This is a genomic window from Phaeobacter sp. BS52, assembly GCF_045040595.1.
GTDB lineage: Bacteria > Pseudomonadota > Alphaproteobacteria > Rhodobacterales > Rhodobacteraceae > Phaeobacter > Phaeobacter piscinae.
The window spans coordinates 1,556,713-1,574,950 of sequence record NZ_CP090662.1 but is presented as its reverse complement, the minus strand read 5'-3'; the positions used below and the strand labels follow the sequence as shown (position 1 = coordinate 1,574,950).

The following is an 18,238-nucleotide window of genomic DNA, read 5'->3' as shown; positions in this document are numbered from 1 at the left end:
GTAGGCAGTCACAGCCCAAAAGACAACCGCCGCGCACCAAGGGTACGCGGCGGTTCTTTTTCATTCGAACTTCTTAGTGGTTCGGGTAGAGCGGGAAACGGGCGCAGAGGGCGGCCACTTTCTCGCGTACCGAAGCCTCGACCGCAGCGTTGCCATCTTCGCCATTGGCGGCCAGACCGTCGACAACTTCGATGATCAGATCCGCGATCTCGCGGAATTCTGCTTCTCCAAAGCCACGGGTGGTGCCTGCCGGGGTGCCAAGGCGGATGCCCGAGGTCACAGTCGGCTTTTCCGGGTCGAACGGGATGCCGTTTTTGTTGGTGGTGATATGGGCGCGGCCCAGAGCCTTGTCCACGATGTTGCCGGTCACGCCTTTGGGGCGCAGGTCGACCAGCATGACATGAGTGTCGGTGCCGCCGGTGACGATATCCAGACCGCCCTTGATCAGCTGATCCGCGAGGGCCACGGCATTGGCGCGCACCTGCTTCTGGTAGTCTTTGAACTCAGGACGCAGTGCTTCCCCAAAGGCGACGGCCTTGGCGGCGATCACATGCATCAGCGGGCCACCCTGGATACCGGGGAAGATCGCGGAGTTCACTTTCTTTGCGATATCAGCATCGTTGGTCAGGATCATGCCACCGCGCGGGCCGCGCAGGGTTTTATGCGTGGTGGTGGTGGCAACATGGGCATGTGGGAAGGGGGAGGGGTGCTCACCCGCGGCGACCAGACCGGCGAAATGCGCCATGTCGACATGCAGGTAGGCGCCAACCTTATCGGCGATCTCGCGGAAGCGGGCAAAGTCGATGACGCGCGGGATGGCGGAACCACCGGCGATGATCAGCTTGGGCTGATGCTCAACCGCGAGGGCCTCAACCTGGTCGTAGTCAATCAGGCAGTCGTCTTCGCGCACACCGTAGTGAACCGCGTTGAACCATTTGCCGGACTGGTTGGGGCGCGCACCGTGAGTGAGGTGACCGCCGGAGGCCAGATCCATACCAAGGATGGTGTCGCCGGGTTTGATCAGCGCCTGGAACACACCCTGGTTGGCCTGCGAACCGGAGTTGGGCTGCACGTTTGCGAATTCACACCCAAACAGCTGCTTGGCGCGGTCGATGGCAAGGTTCTCTGCAACATCAACGTATTGGCAGCCGCCATAGTAGCGACGACCTGGGTAGCCCTCGGCGTATTTGTTGGTCAGGACGGTGCCTTGCGCCTCCATCACGGCGGCGGAGACGATGTTTTCCGACGCGATCAGTTCGATCTCGTCGCGCTGACGGCCAAGCTCATCCGTGACTGAGCCGAACAGCTCCGGATCGCGCTCGGCGAGGGATTGGGTGAAAAAACCGGGGTCGCGGGAAGTGGTCTCGGTCATGCTGCTGGCTCCATGAGTTGGCGTTCCATTTGTGAGATTTCCTATCGGAAACACCACAGCCCTGAAAGCCCGGAATACGACGAATTCCTTGCTGAGAGCGGCAAGACTGGCAATCTTGGGAAAGCTGTGATTGTTTCGGAACGAATTGCGTAACACCGGAAACAGATTTGATGACCATGAGAATCGCCTTTCTGGCCAGCCGGGCTCCGGTGGCGCAGTCAGCACAAGCCGAAATGGTAAGACGATACGGCACTGTGCCGAAGGAAGACGCGGATGTGATCGTCGCCTTAGGCGGTGATGGCTTCATGCTGGACACGCTGCATGAGACGATTGACCTGCCCGCGCCGGTCTATGGCATGAACCGGGGCACCATCGGCTTTTTGATGAACGAGTATAGCGCCAGCGGGCTGCTGGCGCGGTTGCAGGCTGCAGAAGAGGAAATCATCAACCCGCTGTCTATGGTGGCCATGGATGGTGAGGGGCGCAGCCACCGGGCGCTTGCCATCAACGAAGTGTCCTTGCTACGGGCCGGGCCGCAGGCGGCGAAGCTGAAAATCTCTGTCGACGGGCGGCAACGCATGGCGGAACTGGTCTGTGATGGGGCGCTGGTGTCGACGCCTGCGGGGTCCACTGCCTATAACTATTCCGCCCATGGTCCGATCCTGCCGATCGGATCCGACGTACTGGCGCTGACCGCCATCGCTGCGTTCCGCCCGCGCCGCTGGCGTGGCGCGTTGCTGCCCAGCAATGCCACCGTGCGGTTTGACGTGCTGGAGCCGGAGAAGCGACCGGTGATGGCAGATGCGGACTCTGTCTCCTTTGCCAATATTCGCTGGGTGGAGATCGCAACCCAGACCAAGATCTCGCCACAAGATCCTGTTTGATCCCGGCCACGGACTGGAAGAGCGGTTGATCTCGGAACAATTCACCTAACGAAAGAGGGTGCTACCTTAGGGTTGTATCACGCGTTTGTGAACGCAAGTCTTGCGATTTTGTGCGATAATCGAACTCTACATAAGGCCGATGCCAGCGGTGACAGCCAAAGGGCATAGCGTCCCCGACGAGGGGCGCACGATCTACCGGGATGGCCATCGGCCCCTTATTTAAGCACCTAAACTTTGCGTTAGCCGGACTGTGCGGTGGTTACCATCTGCGCGCGTTTGGGTCCTCGAAGGCGGGAAACGCCGGGGCGATGGTCCCGCATCCTTCGTGTGATGATTTTCGTGAACGAGTATCCGGTGGTATCGGAATATCCGGGGGTCGGCGCATACCGAGCCCCGGATTTCTTTGCGTCACCCGCTTGCAATTGACATCCGTTGCCACAGCGGGTCGCACATGCGGCCAATGCGATCCTCGATTGCGATACAGGCATCCACGGCCATATCCTCGCGCCACCGGGGGGCTGCGATCTGCACATTGATCGGCTGTGGTCCGGATGGCAACTCGGCAAGGCGGCTTGGCACTGAGGCGGCGGGCAGGCCCAGAAAATTCATCGCATAGGAATAGACTGCACACCCCAGCACCTCATGCACACCCGCCGCCCCTTCGGTATCGCGATCGGGTCTGAAGAAGGGGTGTGGCAGGAAGGGGGTCAGGACAAGCGGGTAGCGCTGCATGAACAGTGACCAGTCTCGCGCGTATTGTGTGCGCTTGGCCATCATCTGCAGGAGCTCCACTCCGGCGAAGGGGGGGAATTCCTGAAAATAGACTTCGAAGATATCGCGCACGGTTTGTGAGCTAAGCTGCATCAACGTCGCCCTTCATCAGGGCATAGACCTCTCCCATCAGGGCGCGATAGCCGGTGCGGCCTGCGTCGAAGACATCCGGGAGGGTGACTTCTTCGACCTGATAGCCCGCATCCAACAGGGCTGCACGGGCGTCATCCAAGGCGGCGTCGACCTCGGTGTGCAGATCATAGCCGTAGGTCTCCTTGGAGAAGGCAACGCGGATCGGGCCGTCCGGTGCGTCGCCACGCCAGGGCATGGGCACATGGAACGGGTCGCGCGGGTCTGGCGTAATCAGGCTGGGCATCGACAGATGCAAATCGCGGGCGCTGCGGGTGATCAGCCCTTGGACCGACATGTTCTGCGCCAGAATGCCCCGTTCCGCCGATTGGCTGGGATTCCAGGCGGGCACACGGCCAAGGCCGGGTTTTACCGTCACCGCACCATTGGCAGCGGCGGGGAAGCGCAAGCTGCCGCCAATATCGTTGCCATGGGCCAAAGCGCCAATTCCCGCCATCACAGCGGCCCCGGCACCACCGGAGGAGCCGCCCGGCGAGATATGCCGCCCCCAGGGGTTATGGGTGCGACCATGCAGCGGGTTATCTGTATCGGCGCGGAAGGAAAATTCAGGTGTGTTGGTGCGCCCGATCACCACTGCGCCTGCGTCCTGTAGATTCCTCACCACCGGGGCATCATCCGGTGCAATCAGATCCTTCAGCGCGCTGACCCCATTGGAGGTCGCATGCCCCGCCTGATCGACGTTAATCTTGATCGTGACAGGGACTCCATGCAGCGGGCCACAGGGCGCGCCGCTGCGCGCGTGCTTTATCCAGCTGTTGCGCGCGATCAAGGGCGTCGCTGCTCAGATCTTCCACCACTGCATTCAGATCGTGGTTCACCTCAGCCATGCGCGAGAGAGAGGCCGTGACCGCCGCCTCCGCCGTGAGGTCGCCCGCTATGGTGCGTTGGCTCAGTTCTGTCGCGCTCAATCGCCAGATGTCGCTCTGTGTCATATAGATGCCTCCTTGCTGGCAGGGTAGGCTGGGGCATCCGAGTTGCAAGGGAAACCGCACGGCAAAAAGCCGAAAACCTATTCAGGTTTCCGGCAGCTGTTCAGTATCAGAACAAATGTGGCGCCCAGTACGGCCGGGTGCGCGCTACTTCGCGTAACCAAGCCCCTGCAATGCAGTGGTGATCTCATCCAGAATAGCGGGATCGTCGATGGTCGCGGGCATTTTCCAATCGGTGCCATCGGCGATGTTCACCATAGTGCCCCGCAGGATCTTGCCGGAGCGGGTCTTCGGCAGCCGGTCCACGACGCAGGCCAGCTTAAAGGCGGCAACCGGTCCGATTTTCTCGCGCACCAACTTGACCACCTGCGCGACAACCGCGTCATGTGGGGTCTCACAACCGGAATTCAGACAGAGGAAGCCAACAGGGGCCTGCCCCTTAAGGCTGTCGTTGACGCCGATAACGGCGCATTCTGCCACGTCTGGGTGGCCTGCCAGAACCTCCTCCATCGCGCCAGTGGACAGGCGGTGGCCCGCGACATTGATGACATCATCCGTGCGCGCCATGATGTAGAGATAGCCGTCCTCATCCTTCATCCCGGCATCGCCGGTTTCATAATATCCCGGGAAGGTGGTGAGGTAGCTTTTCCTGAACCGGTCTTCGGCATTCCACAGCGTCGGCAGAGTGCCGGGTGGCAGTGGCAGTTTTACCGCAATGGCACCCAGCTCGCCCGGGGCTACAGGGTGGCCGCCCTCGTCAAGGATATCGACCTCATAGCCCGGCATTGGCACGGCAGGAGAGCCGAGTTTGGTTGGTAGCTCTTCGATCCCCAGCGGGTTGGCGGCAATCGACCAGCCGGTTTCTGTCTGCCACCAATGGTCAATTACCGGCACCTTCAGCTGTTCCTTCGCCCAGGTAATGGTGTCGGGGTCCGCACGCTCACCGGCCAGATAGACCTGCTTGAGGCCGCTGAGGTCGTATTTCTTGACGTATTCGCCCTTGGGGTCTTCGCGCTTCACTGCGCGGAACGCGGTGGGGGCGGTAAAGAAGCTTTTGACGTTATGTTCGGAAATCACTCGCCAGAACGTGCCCGCATCCGGTGTGCCGATGGGTTTGCCCTCAAACACGATGGTGGTGTTGCCATGGATGAGCGGACCGTAACAGATATAGCTGTGGCCCACGACCCAACCCACATCTGAGGCCGCCCAGAAGACATCGCCGGGATCGACGTTGTAGATATTCTTCATCGTCCAGTTCAGCGCCACCAACTGCCCGGCGGTGTGGCGGATCACGCCCTTGGGCTGGCCGGTGGTGCCGGAGGTATAGAGGATATAGGCCGGATGATTGCCCTCAACCGGGACGCATTCTGCGGGTTCGACGCCATATTGGAACCCGTGCCAGTTCACATCGCGGCCTTCGACCAGCTCTGCCACTTCCTGCTCACGCTGGAAGATTACGCAGAAGTCGGGTTTGTGGGTTGCCAGCTCAATCGCGCCGTCCAGAAGGGGTTTGTAATGCACCGTGCGCCCCGGCTCCAGCCCGCAGGAGGCGGCGATGATCGCCTTCGGTGTGGCGTCGTCAATGCGCACAGCCAGTTCATTGGCCGCAAATCCACCAAAGACCACAGAGTGCACAGCCCCCAGACGGGCACAGGCCAGCATGGCCTCCAGTGCCTCGGGGATCATGGGCATGTAGATGATGACGCGGTCGCCTTTTTCCACGCCTTTGGCGCGCAGGGCGCTTAGCCAATGTGGCAACACGGTTGCGCAGTTCAACATAGGAGATTTCGCGCTTCGTATGGGTGATCGGGCTGTCGTAGATGATCGCTGTCTGCTCGCCGCGCCCCTGTTCGACATGGCGGTCGACGGCGTTGTAGCAGGTGTTCACCTTGGCATCGGCGAACCACTCATAGAGGTCATCGCCCTTGTCGGTCAGGGCCTTGCTTGGTGGGCTGTCCCAGCTGATCGCCTCAGCTGCCTCCATCCAGAATTGTTCCGGATTGGCCTTCCAGCCCTCATAGACCTCTGAATACGACATGCGGTTCCTCCTCACTCATCCTTGGCAATGAGTTAGGCGCATGGATCGTCACCGGGCAAGCGCGCTGCGCGACGTCGCGTCAGATTGGCGCAAGAAATTTGCATTTTTTGCCAATTCGATGTTGCAAAGTTTTGCAAACAGGGCTCATTCGCGGAATTAACAGCAAGATGGCGGTGGGTTTGCAAAGTCTAGCTGGTGACCGCGCGTTGGACCCCTGGCAGAGGTCAGGTCGCAGGCGCAGTGATTCTATGCGTGCGCCTGCGGGCATTTTGCGTGTTGCTGACAAGTGACCGGCAAGTCGGATGTCAGATGTCAGCTATAATGGGTGACTGGTGTCCCGGCGATGGCGGCCATGTTCAGCAACCCCCGCGCGGTGATCGACGGGGACACGATATGCGCCCGGTTGCCCATGCCCATCAGGATCGGACCGACTTCCAGCCCACCGGCGCGCATTTTCAGGATATTGCGCACGCCGCTCGCCGCATCGGCGTGGGCAAAGATCAGCACATTGGCTTCGCCCTCCAGCCGTGAGTTCGGGAAAATCCGCGCGCGCAGTTCGGGATCCAGCGCGGTGTCGATATTCATCTCGCCCTCGTAGATGAAATCGCGGGGCGTCTCGTCCAAAATCTGGATCGCAGCGCGCAGGCGGGCACCGGAATCGCAACGGGTGTTGCCAAACTGAGATTGTGAACAAAGCGCAATTTTCGGCTCCAGACCGAACCGACGGACATGGCGCGCGGCACCGATAACGGTCTGCGCAATCTGTTCGGGGGTGGGTTCAATCCGCACATGGGTGTCCCCGATGAACAGCGGCCCATCCTCAAGGATCACCAGCGACAACGCACCATGTGGCTCATAGGTGCCGCCGCCAAGGACCTGGTTCACATAGTTCATATGCCAGCGATACTCACCAAAGGTGCCACAGATCATGCTGTCGGCCTCGCCCCGATGAACCATGATGGCACCAATGGCGGTGGTGTTGGTCCGCATGATCGCCTTGGCCAGATCGGGCGTCACGCCTTCGCGCTGCATGACGCGGTGATAGCTGGTCCAGTAATCATAGTAGCGCGGATCGTTTTCCGGGTTCACGATCTGGAAATCGGTGCCGGGACGAATACGCAGTCCAAGGCGTTCGCAGCGGGTTTCGATCACCTCTGGGCGACCGATGAGGATCGGTGTCTCGGTGGTTTCTTCCAGAATGCCCTGGGCGGTGCGCAACACGCGCTCATCCTCGCCCTCGGTGAAGACGATGCGCCGTGCGGCGGCCTTTGCCGCCTCAAACACCGGTTTCATCAGGAGCGCGGATTTGAACACGGTTTGGTTCAGTTTGGCCCGATAGGCTGCAAGATCGTCTATGGGGCGTTGCGCAACGCCACTTTCCATCGCGGCCTTGGCCACGGCGGATGACACCACCCCAACAAGACGCGGATCGAATGGTTTAGGGATGAGGTAATCTGCACCAAAGGTCAGCTGTTCGCCCTGATAGGCGGCGGCGGCTTCGGCAGAGGTGGTCATCCGGGCCATTTCGGCAATGCCCTCGACGCAGGCGATTTGCATCTCGTCGTTGATCTCTGTCGCGCCGACATCCAGCGCCCCGCGGAAGATGAACGGGAAGCAAAGGACGTTATTGACCTGATTTGGGAAATCGCTGCGGCCGGTGGCGATGATCGCATCAGGAGAGACCTCGCGTGCCACATCCGGCAGGATTTCCGGGTTGGGGTTGGCGAGGGCAAAAATGATCGGCCGGTCGGTCATCTTGGCGACCATCTCTGGCTTCAGCACATTCGGACCAGAGAGGCCGAGAAAGAGGTCGGCGCCGTCAATGACCTGATCCAATGTGCGCAGATCGGTGTTCTGGGCGAATGCGGATTTATGCGGGTTCATATCCTCGGTGCGGCCTTCATAGACCAGACCGTGCAGGTCGCAGAGCCAGATATTCTCGCGCTTCACACCCAGTTTCACCAGCATGTTGAGACAGGCAATGCCCGCAGCGCCACCACCGGTGGACACGATTTTGATATCCTCAAACCGCTTTCCCGCCACATGCAGCGCGTTTTTGGCGGCAGCACCCACGACAATCGCGGTGCCGTGCTGGTCGTCGTGAAAAACCGGGATGTTCATCCGCTCGCGGCAGATTTTCTCAACGATGAAGCAATCCGGGGCCTTGATGTCTTCAAGGTTGATCGCGCCGAAGGTTGGTTCCAGCGCACAAACAATATCGGCGAGCTTTTCTGGATCGCTCTCGTTCACCTCAATATCGAAACAGTCGATGCTGGCGAATTTTTTGAACAGGACGGCCTTGCCCTCCATCACGGGTTTGGAGGCCAGCGCACCGATATTGCCCAGACCCAGAACCGCCGTGCCATTGGTCACCACCGCTACCAGATTGCCGCGTGAGGTGTATTTTGCCGCATCCGCCGGATCGGATTTGATTTCGATACAGGCCTCGGCAACGCCGGGCGAATATGCGCGCGCCAGATCCCGGCCATTGGCCATCGGCTTGGTCGCGCGGATCTCCAGCTTCCCCGGATTGGGATAGGCGTGGTAATGCAATGCGGCGTCGCGCAGGGTTTGGGTATCGGATTTCGGATTTTTGGTCATCAGGCGCTCCAGAGACTATAGTTTAGTGTTAAACGACTTTTGACGTCAGGGAAACAGGCTATTCATGGCTGCTGCTGCAGCAGGGGTGGGCAAGTGCTTGCACCTGAACACGCTTCGTCTCACTGTGGTGAAAAAAGACGTCAAGGGAGCGACAAATGACCGATACGATTGCGGAGCTGCGATTGCCCACGCAGGAGCTGCGGGACGATATTCCATTTTATACCAAAACACTTGGGATGAAGCTCGATTCCATCTACCCGGCAGATGATCCGGCGATCGGGGTGTTCTCCGGCCATGGTCTGCGGCTGCGGATCGAACGGGGCGCGAGTGAAGCCCCCGGCACCATTCGCATTTTGACAGACGATCCTGACGGGTTTGCAGAAGGCGCCCGCCGGTTGACCGCCCCCAATGGCACCAAGATCGAGATTGAGGAGCGCAACCCGCCACTGGTGATGCCGGAAACGGTTCACAGCTTTGTGGTGCGTCGACTGAAGGATCAGGCCCCTTGGATCATCGGGCGCGCTGGCATGCACTACCGTGATCTGGTGCCGGACCGGCTGGGCGGTTCAATCATTGCCAGCCATATTCGCATCCCTGATGGGGGGCCGGTTCCGGATATGGTGCATTTTCACAAGGTCGGCTTTCAACTGATCTTCTGCATCCATGGCTGGGTTGATGTGGTCTACGAGGATCAGGGCGAGAAGATGCGGCTGACGGCGGGCGACTGTTTCATTCAGCCACCGGAGATCCGTCACCGGGTGCTGGAAGCCAGCGACAATGTGCAGGTGATCGAAATTGGCGTGCCCGCTGAACACGTGACCGAGATCGATCATAAGATGACGCTGCCGACACCCCATCTGAGACCAGAACGCGAATGGCAGGGCCAGCGGTTTGTCTACAACACGGCCGAGGGTGCCGAATGGGCGCCGTTCCGCCTGCCGGGGTATATCTGCCGCGACACGTCGATTGCCGAGAACACCAAAGGCGTGGCCGGGGTGCAGGTGGTACGCCGGGGCGAGGGCACGCCGCAGTGGGCGGCGCATGACACCGATATTCACTTCACCTTTGTAATGAATGGCACGCTGACCCTCGAAGGGCAGGGGCGAGAGCCGTTTCAGCTGGAACAGGGCGACGCATTCGTCATTCCACCGGGCATGAAGACCCGGTTGAGCGCGCCTTCGGCTGATGTGGAGCTGCTTGAAGTGACCTTGCCCGGGGTGTTCAACACCACATTGGGCGACCCATCAGCCTGAGGCGCGATCAGCGGATGGCGGCTTGGGCCGGATGGTGTGTTACAGTCGCCAGCATGTGCCGGGGGGGCTTTCACTCCCTCGGCAAAATCCGCTAGGGTCACCAATTCTGACCAAATGATCAAAAAATCAGGGAATCGCCATGAACCTCAAAGACGCTGCCACCGCCGTTCGTGAAAACGCACACGCGCCCTATTCCAATTTCAAGGTCGGCGCAGCGATCAGAGCGGCGTCCGGAACCGTCTATGTTGGCTGCAATGTCGAAAATGTTGCCTACCCTGAGGGACCTGCGCTGAGGCGGGCGCAATTGCGGCGATGGTCGCAGCCGGTGAGACGCGGCTGGAGGCTGCCTATGTGATTGCCGACTGCCCGGCACCGATCCCGCCCTGCGGGGGCTGCCGTCAGAAACTGGCCGAGTTCGGCGCCGCTGACGTGCAGGTGACGCTTGCCACAACCGACGGTCTGGAACGTGAGACCACCATTGGTGACCTGCTTCCGGGGGCCTTTGGCGCGGATCACATGGAGCGGAGCTAAGCTATGGATGCGCGCGCAATCATTGCCAGCCTGCGCCGGGGAGACACCCCGAGTGACGCAGATTTACGCTGGTTTGCTGAAGGGCTGGCCAATGGCACGGTGTCCGATGCGCAGGCTGGCGCCTTTGCTATGGCGGTGTGTCTGCGGGGATTGGGCGTGGAGGCCCGCCGGGCGCTGACGCTGGCAATGCGGGACAGCGGTGATGTGTTGCGCTGGGATCTTGACGGGCCGGTGTTGGATAAACACTCCACCGGCGGCGTCGGCGATTGTGTGTCGCTGCTGCTGGCTCCGGCCTTGGCGGAATGCGGGGCGTATGTTCCGATGATTTCGGGGCGTGGACTGGGCCATACCGGCGGCACGCTCGACAAGATGGAAGCTATTCCGGGCGTCAGCACCCAGGTGTCTGAACAGGACCTGATGGCCATGATGCAGAGCGTAGGCTGTGCCATCGCCGGTGCAACGGCGCAGATTGCCCCGGCGGACAAGCGGCTATATGCGATCCGCGATGTGACGGCCACCGTGGACAGTCTCGATCTGATCACCGCGTCCATCCTGTCGAAGAAACTGGCCGCAAGTACAGATGCGCTGGTGCTGGATGTGAAGATCGGCTCCGGTGCCTTCATGAAGACGCTGGAAGAGGCGGAGGCCCTCGCGCGCAGTCTCAGTGAAACGGCGAATGCGGCAGGGTGCCGAACCTCGGCTTTGATCACTGATATGAACCAGCCGCTGGCGCCTGCCTTGGGCAATGCGCTGGAGGTGGCGGAGGTCATGCGGGTGCTGACCGGCGTGTCGGGGCAAAGCGGCGCATTGGCGGAGCTGACGGCGGCGCAGGGCGGTGTGTTGCTGGCCCATGGTGGGCTGGCGGCGGATGCCGAGGTGGGGGCTGCGATGATCCGCAAGGCGATTGCCAGCGGAGCCGTCGCTGAGCGCTTTGCCCGGATGGTGGCCGCCATGGGGGGACCGGGTGATTTTGCCGAAACCTGGCAGAGCATCCTGCCGAGCAGCGCCGGTGCAACGCGGCATCAAAGTGGAGCAGGGCGGCTATGTCAGCGCCATTGATGGCGAAGCGCTAGGTCTGGCGGTGGTCCAGCTGGGCGGCGGACGCATGATCGAAAGCGATGTGGTGGACCCCACCGTTGGCCTGTCGGAACTGGCGCCGCTGGGCCGGAAACTAACTGCAGGCGACCAGCTGGGGATCGTTCACGCAGCGGACGAGGCAGCGGCGGATGTAGCTGAGGCACGTCTGCGCGCGGCCTATCAGCTGTCGGAGGCTGCGCCGGAGGTGCCGCCCCTGATCTACAAAAGGATTTCATAATGCCGCGCGCGTTTCTTGTGGTGATGGACTCGGTCGGGATTGGCGGTGCGCCGGATGCCGGTGCCTATTTCAACGGCGATCTGCCTGATCTGGGCGCCAACACGCTGGCCCATATTGCCCAAGCCTGCGCAGCGGGACAGGCGGAGGAGGGACGCAGTGGCCCCCTGCACCTGCCCAATCTGGATCAGTTGGGCCTGGGAGCTGCGGTCGCGCTGGCGTCCGCTGTGCCCTGTCCGGATCTTGGGGGCGCCGGGAGCACCGGGCGCTGGGGCGCGGCCCGCGAGATCAGCCGGGGCAAGGACACGCCATCGGGTCATTGGGAACTGGCCGGGCTGCCGGTGCCATGGGACTGGTGTTACTTCCCGGATCAGACACCGACCTTTCCGGACGACTTGGTTGCACATGTCTGCGCGGCGGCAGGAACCGAGGCGATCCTTGGCAATTGTCATGCATCGGGCACTGCGATCATTGCCCAACATGGCGCCGCGCATATGCAGTCGGGTTTGCCGATCTGCTATACCTCTGCTGACAGCGTGTTTCAGATCGCAGCGCATGAGGAAACCTTTGGTCTGGACCGATTGCTGGCGCTCTGCGAGGCGGTGGCGCCTTATCTGCATCAGATGAAAGTGGGGCGGGTCATTGCGCGGCCCTTTACTGGAACACCGGAAGTTGGGTTCCAGCGCACCACCAACAGGCGTGACTATGCCATTATGCCACCTGCGCCGATCCTGACCAATTGGGTGCAGGACGCAGGCCAGCCGGTGCATGCCATTGGTAAGATTGGTGATATCTTCTCTATGCAGGGGATAGATACGCTGAAAAAAGGTGACGATGCGACCCTGATGCAGCATCTCCACGATGCGGTGGCAGAGGCTGAAGAGGGGAGCGTTACCTTTGCCAATTTTGTGGAATTTGACAGTCTCTATGGGCACCGGCGCGATATCTCGGGCTACGCGAGGGCGCTGGAATGGTTCGATGGAGAAATCGGCCGATTGCTGTCACAGCTGCGGGACGGGGACCTGCTGATCCTGACTGCGGACCACGGCAACGATCCCAGCTGGCCGGGGACCGATCACACGCGTGAACAGGTGCCGGTGTTGATCGCCGGGGCCGGGGTCGGCCCCCTGGGCACCATCGGTTTCGCGGATGTGGCGGCCACGGTTGCCGCGCATCTGAACGTGCCTGCGCAGGGGCCGGGGCGACCAGCACTCAGGACATGATGAAGCGGGCCGGTGAAAGATCCCGGCCTGTTGTCCCCCGTAGTGTTTGCAGGGTTTTACGCCAATACGCGGCAAATCCGCCTTGCCTGTCCTGCGGTGCAAGGACTAAGAGAGTTTGAATTTTCCTGAAAGGAGTGCCCAATGTCCGATCACCTGACCGTTGTCGATCACCCGCTGGTGCAGCACAAGCTGACCCTGATGCGCGACAAGGGCACCTCAACCGCCGGGTTCCGTCGCCTGCTGCGCGAGATCACCCAGCTGCTTGCCTATGAGATCACCCGCGAAATGCCGCTGACCACCACCACCATCGACACGCCGATGGAAGAAATGGAAGCTCCGATCCTTGCGGGTAAGAAATTGGCACTGGTGTCGATCCTGCGGGCGGGCAATGGCATGCTGGACGGCGTTCTGGAGCTGATCCCCTCGGCGCGGGTCGGCTTTGTCGGCCTCTACCGGGATGAGGAAACGCTGCAGCCGGTTCAGTATTATTTCAAGGCGCCGGAGGAGCTGAAGGATCGTCTGGTGATCGCGGTTGATCCGATGCTGGCCACTGGCAACAGCTCTGCGGCGGCGATTGATCTTCTGAAAGAAGCCGGTGCCAATGACATCCGTTTCCTGTGCCTGCTGGCCTCGCCCGAAGGGGTGGAGCTGATGAAAGAAAAACACCCGGATGTGCCGATTGTAACAGCCTCTCTCGATCGTCAGCTGAACGAGAAAGGGTATATCCTACCGGGACTGGGTGACGCGGGCGACCGGATGTTCGGGACCAAGTAGTCATTTGCCGTTTCGGCATGTGCTGCGTGTAGAAACAGGGGCGTCCGATTGCGGGCGCCCTCGCTGCATTGCGGGGGGCTCCCGGCCTGATCCGGGCCTATCGGGCGGGCTGATGCCTTTGGGAACTTTCGCTAATTTGCGGAAACCCTGCTTTACTCAGATTCGCTTTTCAGGCATCCTGCCGCCATATATTGTGGGGCTTTCGGATGACGCTTACTAGAATTATTGCAAGTGCCTTGATCGCGGCGGCCAGCTTTGGCGGGGCGCATGCGCAGTCAGCCCGCACCACCGAAGCCCCGGCTGAGTTTCCGCCTGCCTCCTTTGAGGGCAAGCAATATGTCGACAGTCGCGGGTGTGTTTTCATCCGGGCGGGTATCGACGGCACTGTCACATGGGTGCCGCGCGTGACCCGAAGCCGCAAGCAGCTGTGTGGTTTTGAACCGACACGAGTGGCTGCCGCACCAAGCGCGCCGAAATCGACCTCCACACCGGCACCTGAGTTGATCACGTTGCCAGCGGACCAACGCGCGAATGGCGCCGAGATCACCGTCGCAGAAGAGAGCACGCCCCCGGTCGCAGCATCGACCGCGCCGCGCAGTGTCACGACCACCAAGCCACAGCGCAGCGCGGTTCGGCAGGCCAAGCCGGTGCGGACTGCGGCCTCTACCGGCCCTGTGCCGCGACAGCGCCCGCTGCTGGATGACGCCTATCGCCCTCCCACCGCTGCGCCCACCGTCATCAGTCAGGGCTATGGCCGCTGTCCCGGTGCTTCGGCGCTGAGCCAGCAATACATCAACCGGACTGGGAATGTGCGCTGCGGCCCGCAGGGGGGCAGCAACCGCTTGTCATCGGTTCTGGACCCCAACACCCGCGTGGTTCCCAAACATGTCTATCAGGAACGCGCGCTGAGCCGTGGTCTGAAGGTGCCTGACGGCTATCGTCGGGCCTGGGGCGATGATCGCCTTAATCCGCGACGGGCCGAAATGTCACTCGGCGGCGTTCTGGCGCGTGCCAATGGCGGTGTGCCTGCCGGATACGTGCGGGTTGCCCGTCAGGACCGTTACAATCCGAACCGGGGGCCGCAGGGGACCGCAATCTGGACACGCACCGTCCCGCGCGAGGGGATCCGCCGCCCGGTAGACCGGCCTGTTGTGACCCTCTCGGCAAGACAGCGGACCGATGCCGCGGCAGCCGTGGCGCAGGATGATATCCTTGTCACCCGTCTGTCCACGCGTTCGCAACCTTCGGCGGGCACCACCCCGCGCCGAGAGGCCTCGGCGGCCTTGTCCGCGCCTGTTGCGCCCTCCCGCTACGTGCGGGCCGCGACCCTTGCCGATGTGACGCAGGCGGAAGCGGTGGCACAGCGGCTGCGCCAAAAGGGGCTGCCGGTACGTCTGGGACGGGTCAACCGCAAGGGACAAACCTTGCAGGTGGTGCTGGCCGGGCCATTCACTGGTGGGCAGGCGGCTCAGTCGGCCCTGTCCAAAGTGCGCGCAGCAGGCTTTGCCGGGGCGCGGTTGAGCAAGTAGGCAGCAGATCAGCAGATTGGCACAGGGCATGCTAAGGGCGCGTGGTTTGCGACGTCTCAGGATTCCCCTGAGAGCAACTTGGGCCGGTTCAGCCGCAGATGCTCTGCAATTGAACCCAGTCACGATCATTCAGCACCGGCTGTAGCTCGCGCCCGGCCATCGGGTCGGCCTCAATCAGGCCAAGCACGGTTTCACCGGTGATGTCCTGCGCATAGGCGTAGGGGCTGGAGGGCACCGCTGCGCGCGCGAACTCGGCCAGCGTCGTGGTCTCATCCGGGGTCGGGCGCGGCGCGCTGATGACGGTTTCTGCGTAACGGTCCAAGGTCGCTCGTGTCAGCTCACCGGTTGTCAGCATCCTGAAGGTCGCCCGGATGCCCCCGGCGGCCAGCAGCTCAGCCAGCGGATCCTGTTCCACAGCGCGGGCGCGTTCGACCAGAACGGCGCCAGCTGCGACAGCCGGATCTTCGTGATCCTCGACCAGATCACGGTTCAGCAGGACGATACCGCCGGGCAGATAGAGGCTGCTGGCCACACCGCTGCGCAGGATGACCAGCTGGCGTACATCCAGCCGCTCCGCCAGCCGGTCCAGAATGGGCGCGGTCTCCAGCGTGCTGCAGGCCTGACCCGACACCCGCTCAATCCGGCCGAGCAAGGCCTGCCCCAGCGCCTTGCGCTTGATATCCGGCACCACGTCGACCGTATGGGACAGCAGCGCATTGGGCAGCCAGAACACGGCAAGACCGGCCGCAACCGCTAATGTCGAGAGCAGCGTAACAGCGCGCAGGCGGCCCGGGCGGGCCCGCGCGCGGGTGAGGGCGGATTGCAACCGGTTGATCGCATCCAGCATGGCCGTTTCATCTTCGGCAATCTCCAGCGTCTCGCCGTGATCTCCGTAGGGATGAAAGAGGGCCGGGAAACTGCCGGGATTCTGGCGTTCAAGTGCTGCAAGGGACCAATGCGCCAACGGCCGGTCATTCATATCGGCGATGGTCAGGGTTGCGTCCCCGACCGAAACGATAACATCGCGCCGCTGCGCATCAGGGGCGGCCCGCCACAGGGCAGCAGCCTCAAGCCGTTGATATTCCCGCAATGCAGTCATGAAAAACGATGCACCTTTACCGTTAATTGTTCACAGGTCAAATAGCACGGCGATCAGGGCGTCAGCAATTGACTTTGCGACAGTTCCGTCCGCGCGTGCTTTATGAACCCATGTCAGAGTGCCTTGGCCTTCTGGCGCAGTTCAAATTTCTGGATTTTCCCGGTCGAGGTCTTCGGAAGCTCCTGAAAAATCACCTGTTTTGGGGCTTTGAAACCTGCCAGTGTTTCACGGGCAAAGCGGACCAGATCGGCGGGGTCCACGGTTGCGCCGGGCTTCAGTTCGACAAAAGCGCAGGGCACCTCGCCCCATTTCTCGTCGGGTTTGGCGACCACGGCTGCAAGGTTTACATCCGGGTGCCCCATCAACACGCCCTCCACCTCAACCGAGGAGATATTCTCGCCCCCGGAGATGATGATATCCTTCGCGCGATCCGCGATCTGGATGTAGCCATCCGGGTGCTGCACCGCGATATCACCTGAGTGGAAATATCCGCCTTGAAAGGCTTCGGCGGTGGCATCGGGGTTCTTCAGATAACCTTTCATGACCGAGTTGCCGCGCATGACGATCTCGCCCTGATCTTGGCCGTTCATCGCGATCTGCTGCATCTCATCGGACATGACCGTGATATGATCCATCATCGGGAAGGCAACGCCCTGCCGTGCCTTGATCGCGGCGCGACCCTGCTGGTCCAACGTATCCCAGCTGTCGCCTTTCCACAGGCATTCGGTGACGTGGCCGTAGGTTTCCGTCAGCCCATAGACCTGCGTGACATGAAAGCCGAGCGCTTCGATCTTCTCCAGTGTCGCGGGCGCGGGCGGGGCGCCTGCGGTAAAGACCTCAACCGTGTGATCGAACTGGCGACGGTCTTCCTCGGCGGCGTTTACCAGCATATTGAGCACGATCGGCGCGCCGCCGAAATGGGTCGCGCCTTCATCGGCGATAGCATCGTAGATCGCAGGCGCGGTGATATCGCGACAGCAGATCAGCGTGCCCCCCAGAACCGGCATCATCCAGGTGTGGTTCCAGCCGTTGCAATGAAACAGGGGCACAATGGCAAGGTATTTCGGCTGCATCACCATGCGCCAGGAAATCACCGTGCCCATGGTCATTAGGTAGGCGCCGCGATGGTGATAGACGACACCTTTGGGCCGACCCGTGGTGCCGGATGTATAATTCAGCGCAAGGCTTTCCCATTCGTCCTGAGGCATGATCCACTCGAAATCATGGGCCGCAGCGGCAAGGATATCCTCATAGATCGGATGGCGGCCTGATGCAGGGTAGCTGGCCTGATCATCCGGCACCTCGATGATTAGCGGTCCGGAACCATCGCAGGCGGCCTTTGCCTCCTCGGCGAGGGTGAGGAACTGGCTGTCGACCAACACCACCTTGGCCTCTCCATGATCGAAGATATAGGCGACAGTGCTGACATCGAGGCGTGTGTTGATGGTGTTTAGCACAGCGCCACAGGCGGGCACCCCGAAATGCGCTTCGGCCTGGGCTGGCAGGTTTGGAATCAGCGTGGCCACGACGTCACCCGGGCGGACGCCCATCCCGGCCAGAGCTGAGGCCAACCGCGTGCAGCGATCATAATAGGCCGCGTATGTCTTGCGGTGATTGCCGTAGACCACGGCTGGCACATCAGCGAACACATGTGCGGCGCGGCGCAGATGTGACAATGGTGTCAGCGGCACATAATTGGCGGCTGTTTTTTCCAGTCCTGACTCGTCCGACATCCAGCCCATTTCGGCCTCCTCAAGATGATTCATGCGTCG

Annotated in this window: 8 protein-coding genes and 5 pseudogenes; 7 read left to right on the top strand and 6 right to left on the bottom strand. The window is 61.4% G+C overall.

Going from position 1 to position 18,238, the window contains the following annotated elements; all coding sequences use genetic code 11:
- Positions 1-73: 73 nt before the first annotated feature.
- The gene (gene glyA / locus L0Z65_RS07640; protein WP_040178175.1) at positions 74-1,372 is read right to left on the bottom strand and encodes a serine hydroxymethyltransferase; all 1,299 of its coding nucleotides are present in this window, start codon (positions 1,370-1,372) and stop codon (positions 74-76) included.
- Positions 1,373-1,542: 170 nt separating this feature from the next.
- Between glyA and L0Z65_RS07635 the strand changes: the two are divergent.
- A pseudogene (locus L0Z65_RS07635) lies at positions 1,543-2,305 on the top strand (NAD kinase).
- Positions 2,306-2,664: 359 nt separating this feature from the next.
- On the opposite strand, the pseudogene L0Z65_RS07630 reads toward L0Z65_RS07635, so the two are convergent.
- From L0Z65_RS07630 to L0Z65_RS07620, 3 genes and pseudogenes are all read right to left on the bottom strand, one after another.
- Positions 2,665-4,109 (bottom strand): annotated as a pseudogene (locus tag L0Z65_RS07630) (amidase family protein).
- A 144-nt stretch (positions 4,110-4,253) separates the two neighbouring features.
- A pseudogene (gene prpE / locus L0Z65_RS07625) lies at positions 4,254-6,144 on the bottom strand (propionate-CoA ligase PrpE).
- Between the two features lie 312 nt (positions 6,145-6,456).
- Positions 6,457-8,745 (bottom strand): NADP-dependent malic enzyme, encoded by a 2,289-nt coding sequence (locus tag L0Z65_RS07620; protein WP_102897174.1) that lies wholly within the window; start codon positions 8,743-8,745, stop codon positions 6,457-6,459.
- Positions 8,746-8,900: 155 nt separating this feature from the next.
- Between L0Z65_RS07620 and L0Z65_RS07615 the strand changes: the two genes are divergently transcribed.
- From L0Z65_RS07615 to L0Z65_RS07590, 6 genes and pseudogenes are all read left to right on the top strand, one after another.
- Positions 8,901-9,998 carry a cupin domain-containing protein gene (locus L0Z65_RS07615; protein WP_405112097.1) on the top strand — a complete coding sequence of 366 codons (1,098 nt, stop codon included), beginning with the start codon at positions 8,901-8,903 and terminating at the stop codon, positions 9,996-9,998.
- A 139-nt stretch (positions 9,999-10,137) separates the two neighbouring features.
- A pseudogene (locus L0Z65_RS07610) lies at positions 10,138-10,529 on the top strand (cytidine deaminase).
- Between the two features lie 3 nt (positions 10,530-10,532).
- A pseudogene (locus tag L0Z65_RS07605) lies at positions 10,533-11,844 on the top strand (thymidine phosphorylase).
- The gene (locus tag L0Z65_RS07600; RefSeq protein ID WP_405112094.1) at positions 11,844-13,064 is read left to right on the top strand and encodes a phosphopentomutase; all 1,221 of its coding nucleotides are present in this window, start codon (positions 11,844-11,846) and stop codon (positions 13,062-13,064) included. The pseudogene L0Z65_RS07605 and the gene L0Z65_RS07600 overlap by 1 nt, the downstream one beginning before the upstream one ends.
- Before the next feature lie 141 nt (positions 13,065-13,205).
- Complete coding sequence (gene upp, locus L0Z65_RS07595; RefSeq protein ID WP_040173087.1) at positions 13,206-13,838, top strand: uracil phosphoribosyltransferase; 633 nt, start codon at positions 13,206-13,208, stop codon at positions 13,836-13,838.
- A 206-nt stretch (positions 13,839-14,044) separates the two neighbouring features.
- Positions 14,045-15,367, top strand: a complete 1,323-nt coding sequence (locus tag L0Z65_RS07590) for an SPOR domain-containing protein (RefSeq protein ID WP_405112091.1) — start codon at positions 14,045-14,047, stop codon at positions 15,365-15,367.
- 88 nt (positions 15,368-15,455) lie between these two features.
- Here the strand turns inward: L0Z65_RS07590 and L0Z65_RS07585 are convergent, their stop codons facing one another.
- On the bottom strand, positions 15,456-16,466 hold the full coding sequence (locus tag L0Z65_RS07585) for a hypothetical protein (protein WP_027247543.1): 1,011 nt from the start codon (positions 16,464-16,466) through the stop codon (positions 15,456-15,458).
- 113 nt (positions 16,467-16,579) lie between these two features.
- Positions 16,580-18,208 carry an AMP-binding protein gene (locus L0Z65_RS07580; protein ID WP_405112486.1) on the bottom strand — a complete coding sequence of 543 codons (1,629 nt, stop codon included), beginning with the start codon at positions 18,206-18,208 and terminating at the stop codon, positions 16,580-16,582.
- Positions 18,209-18,238: the final 30 nt, after the last annotated feature.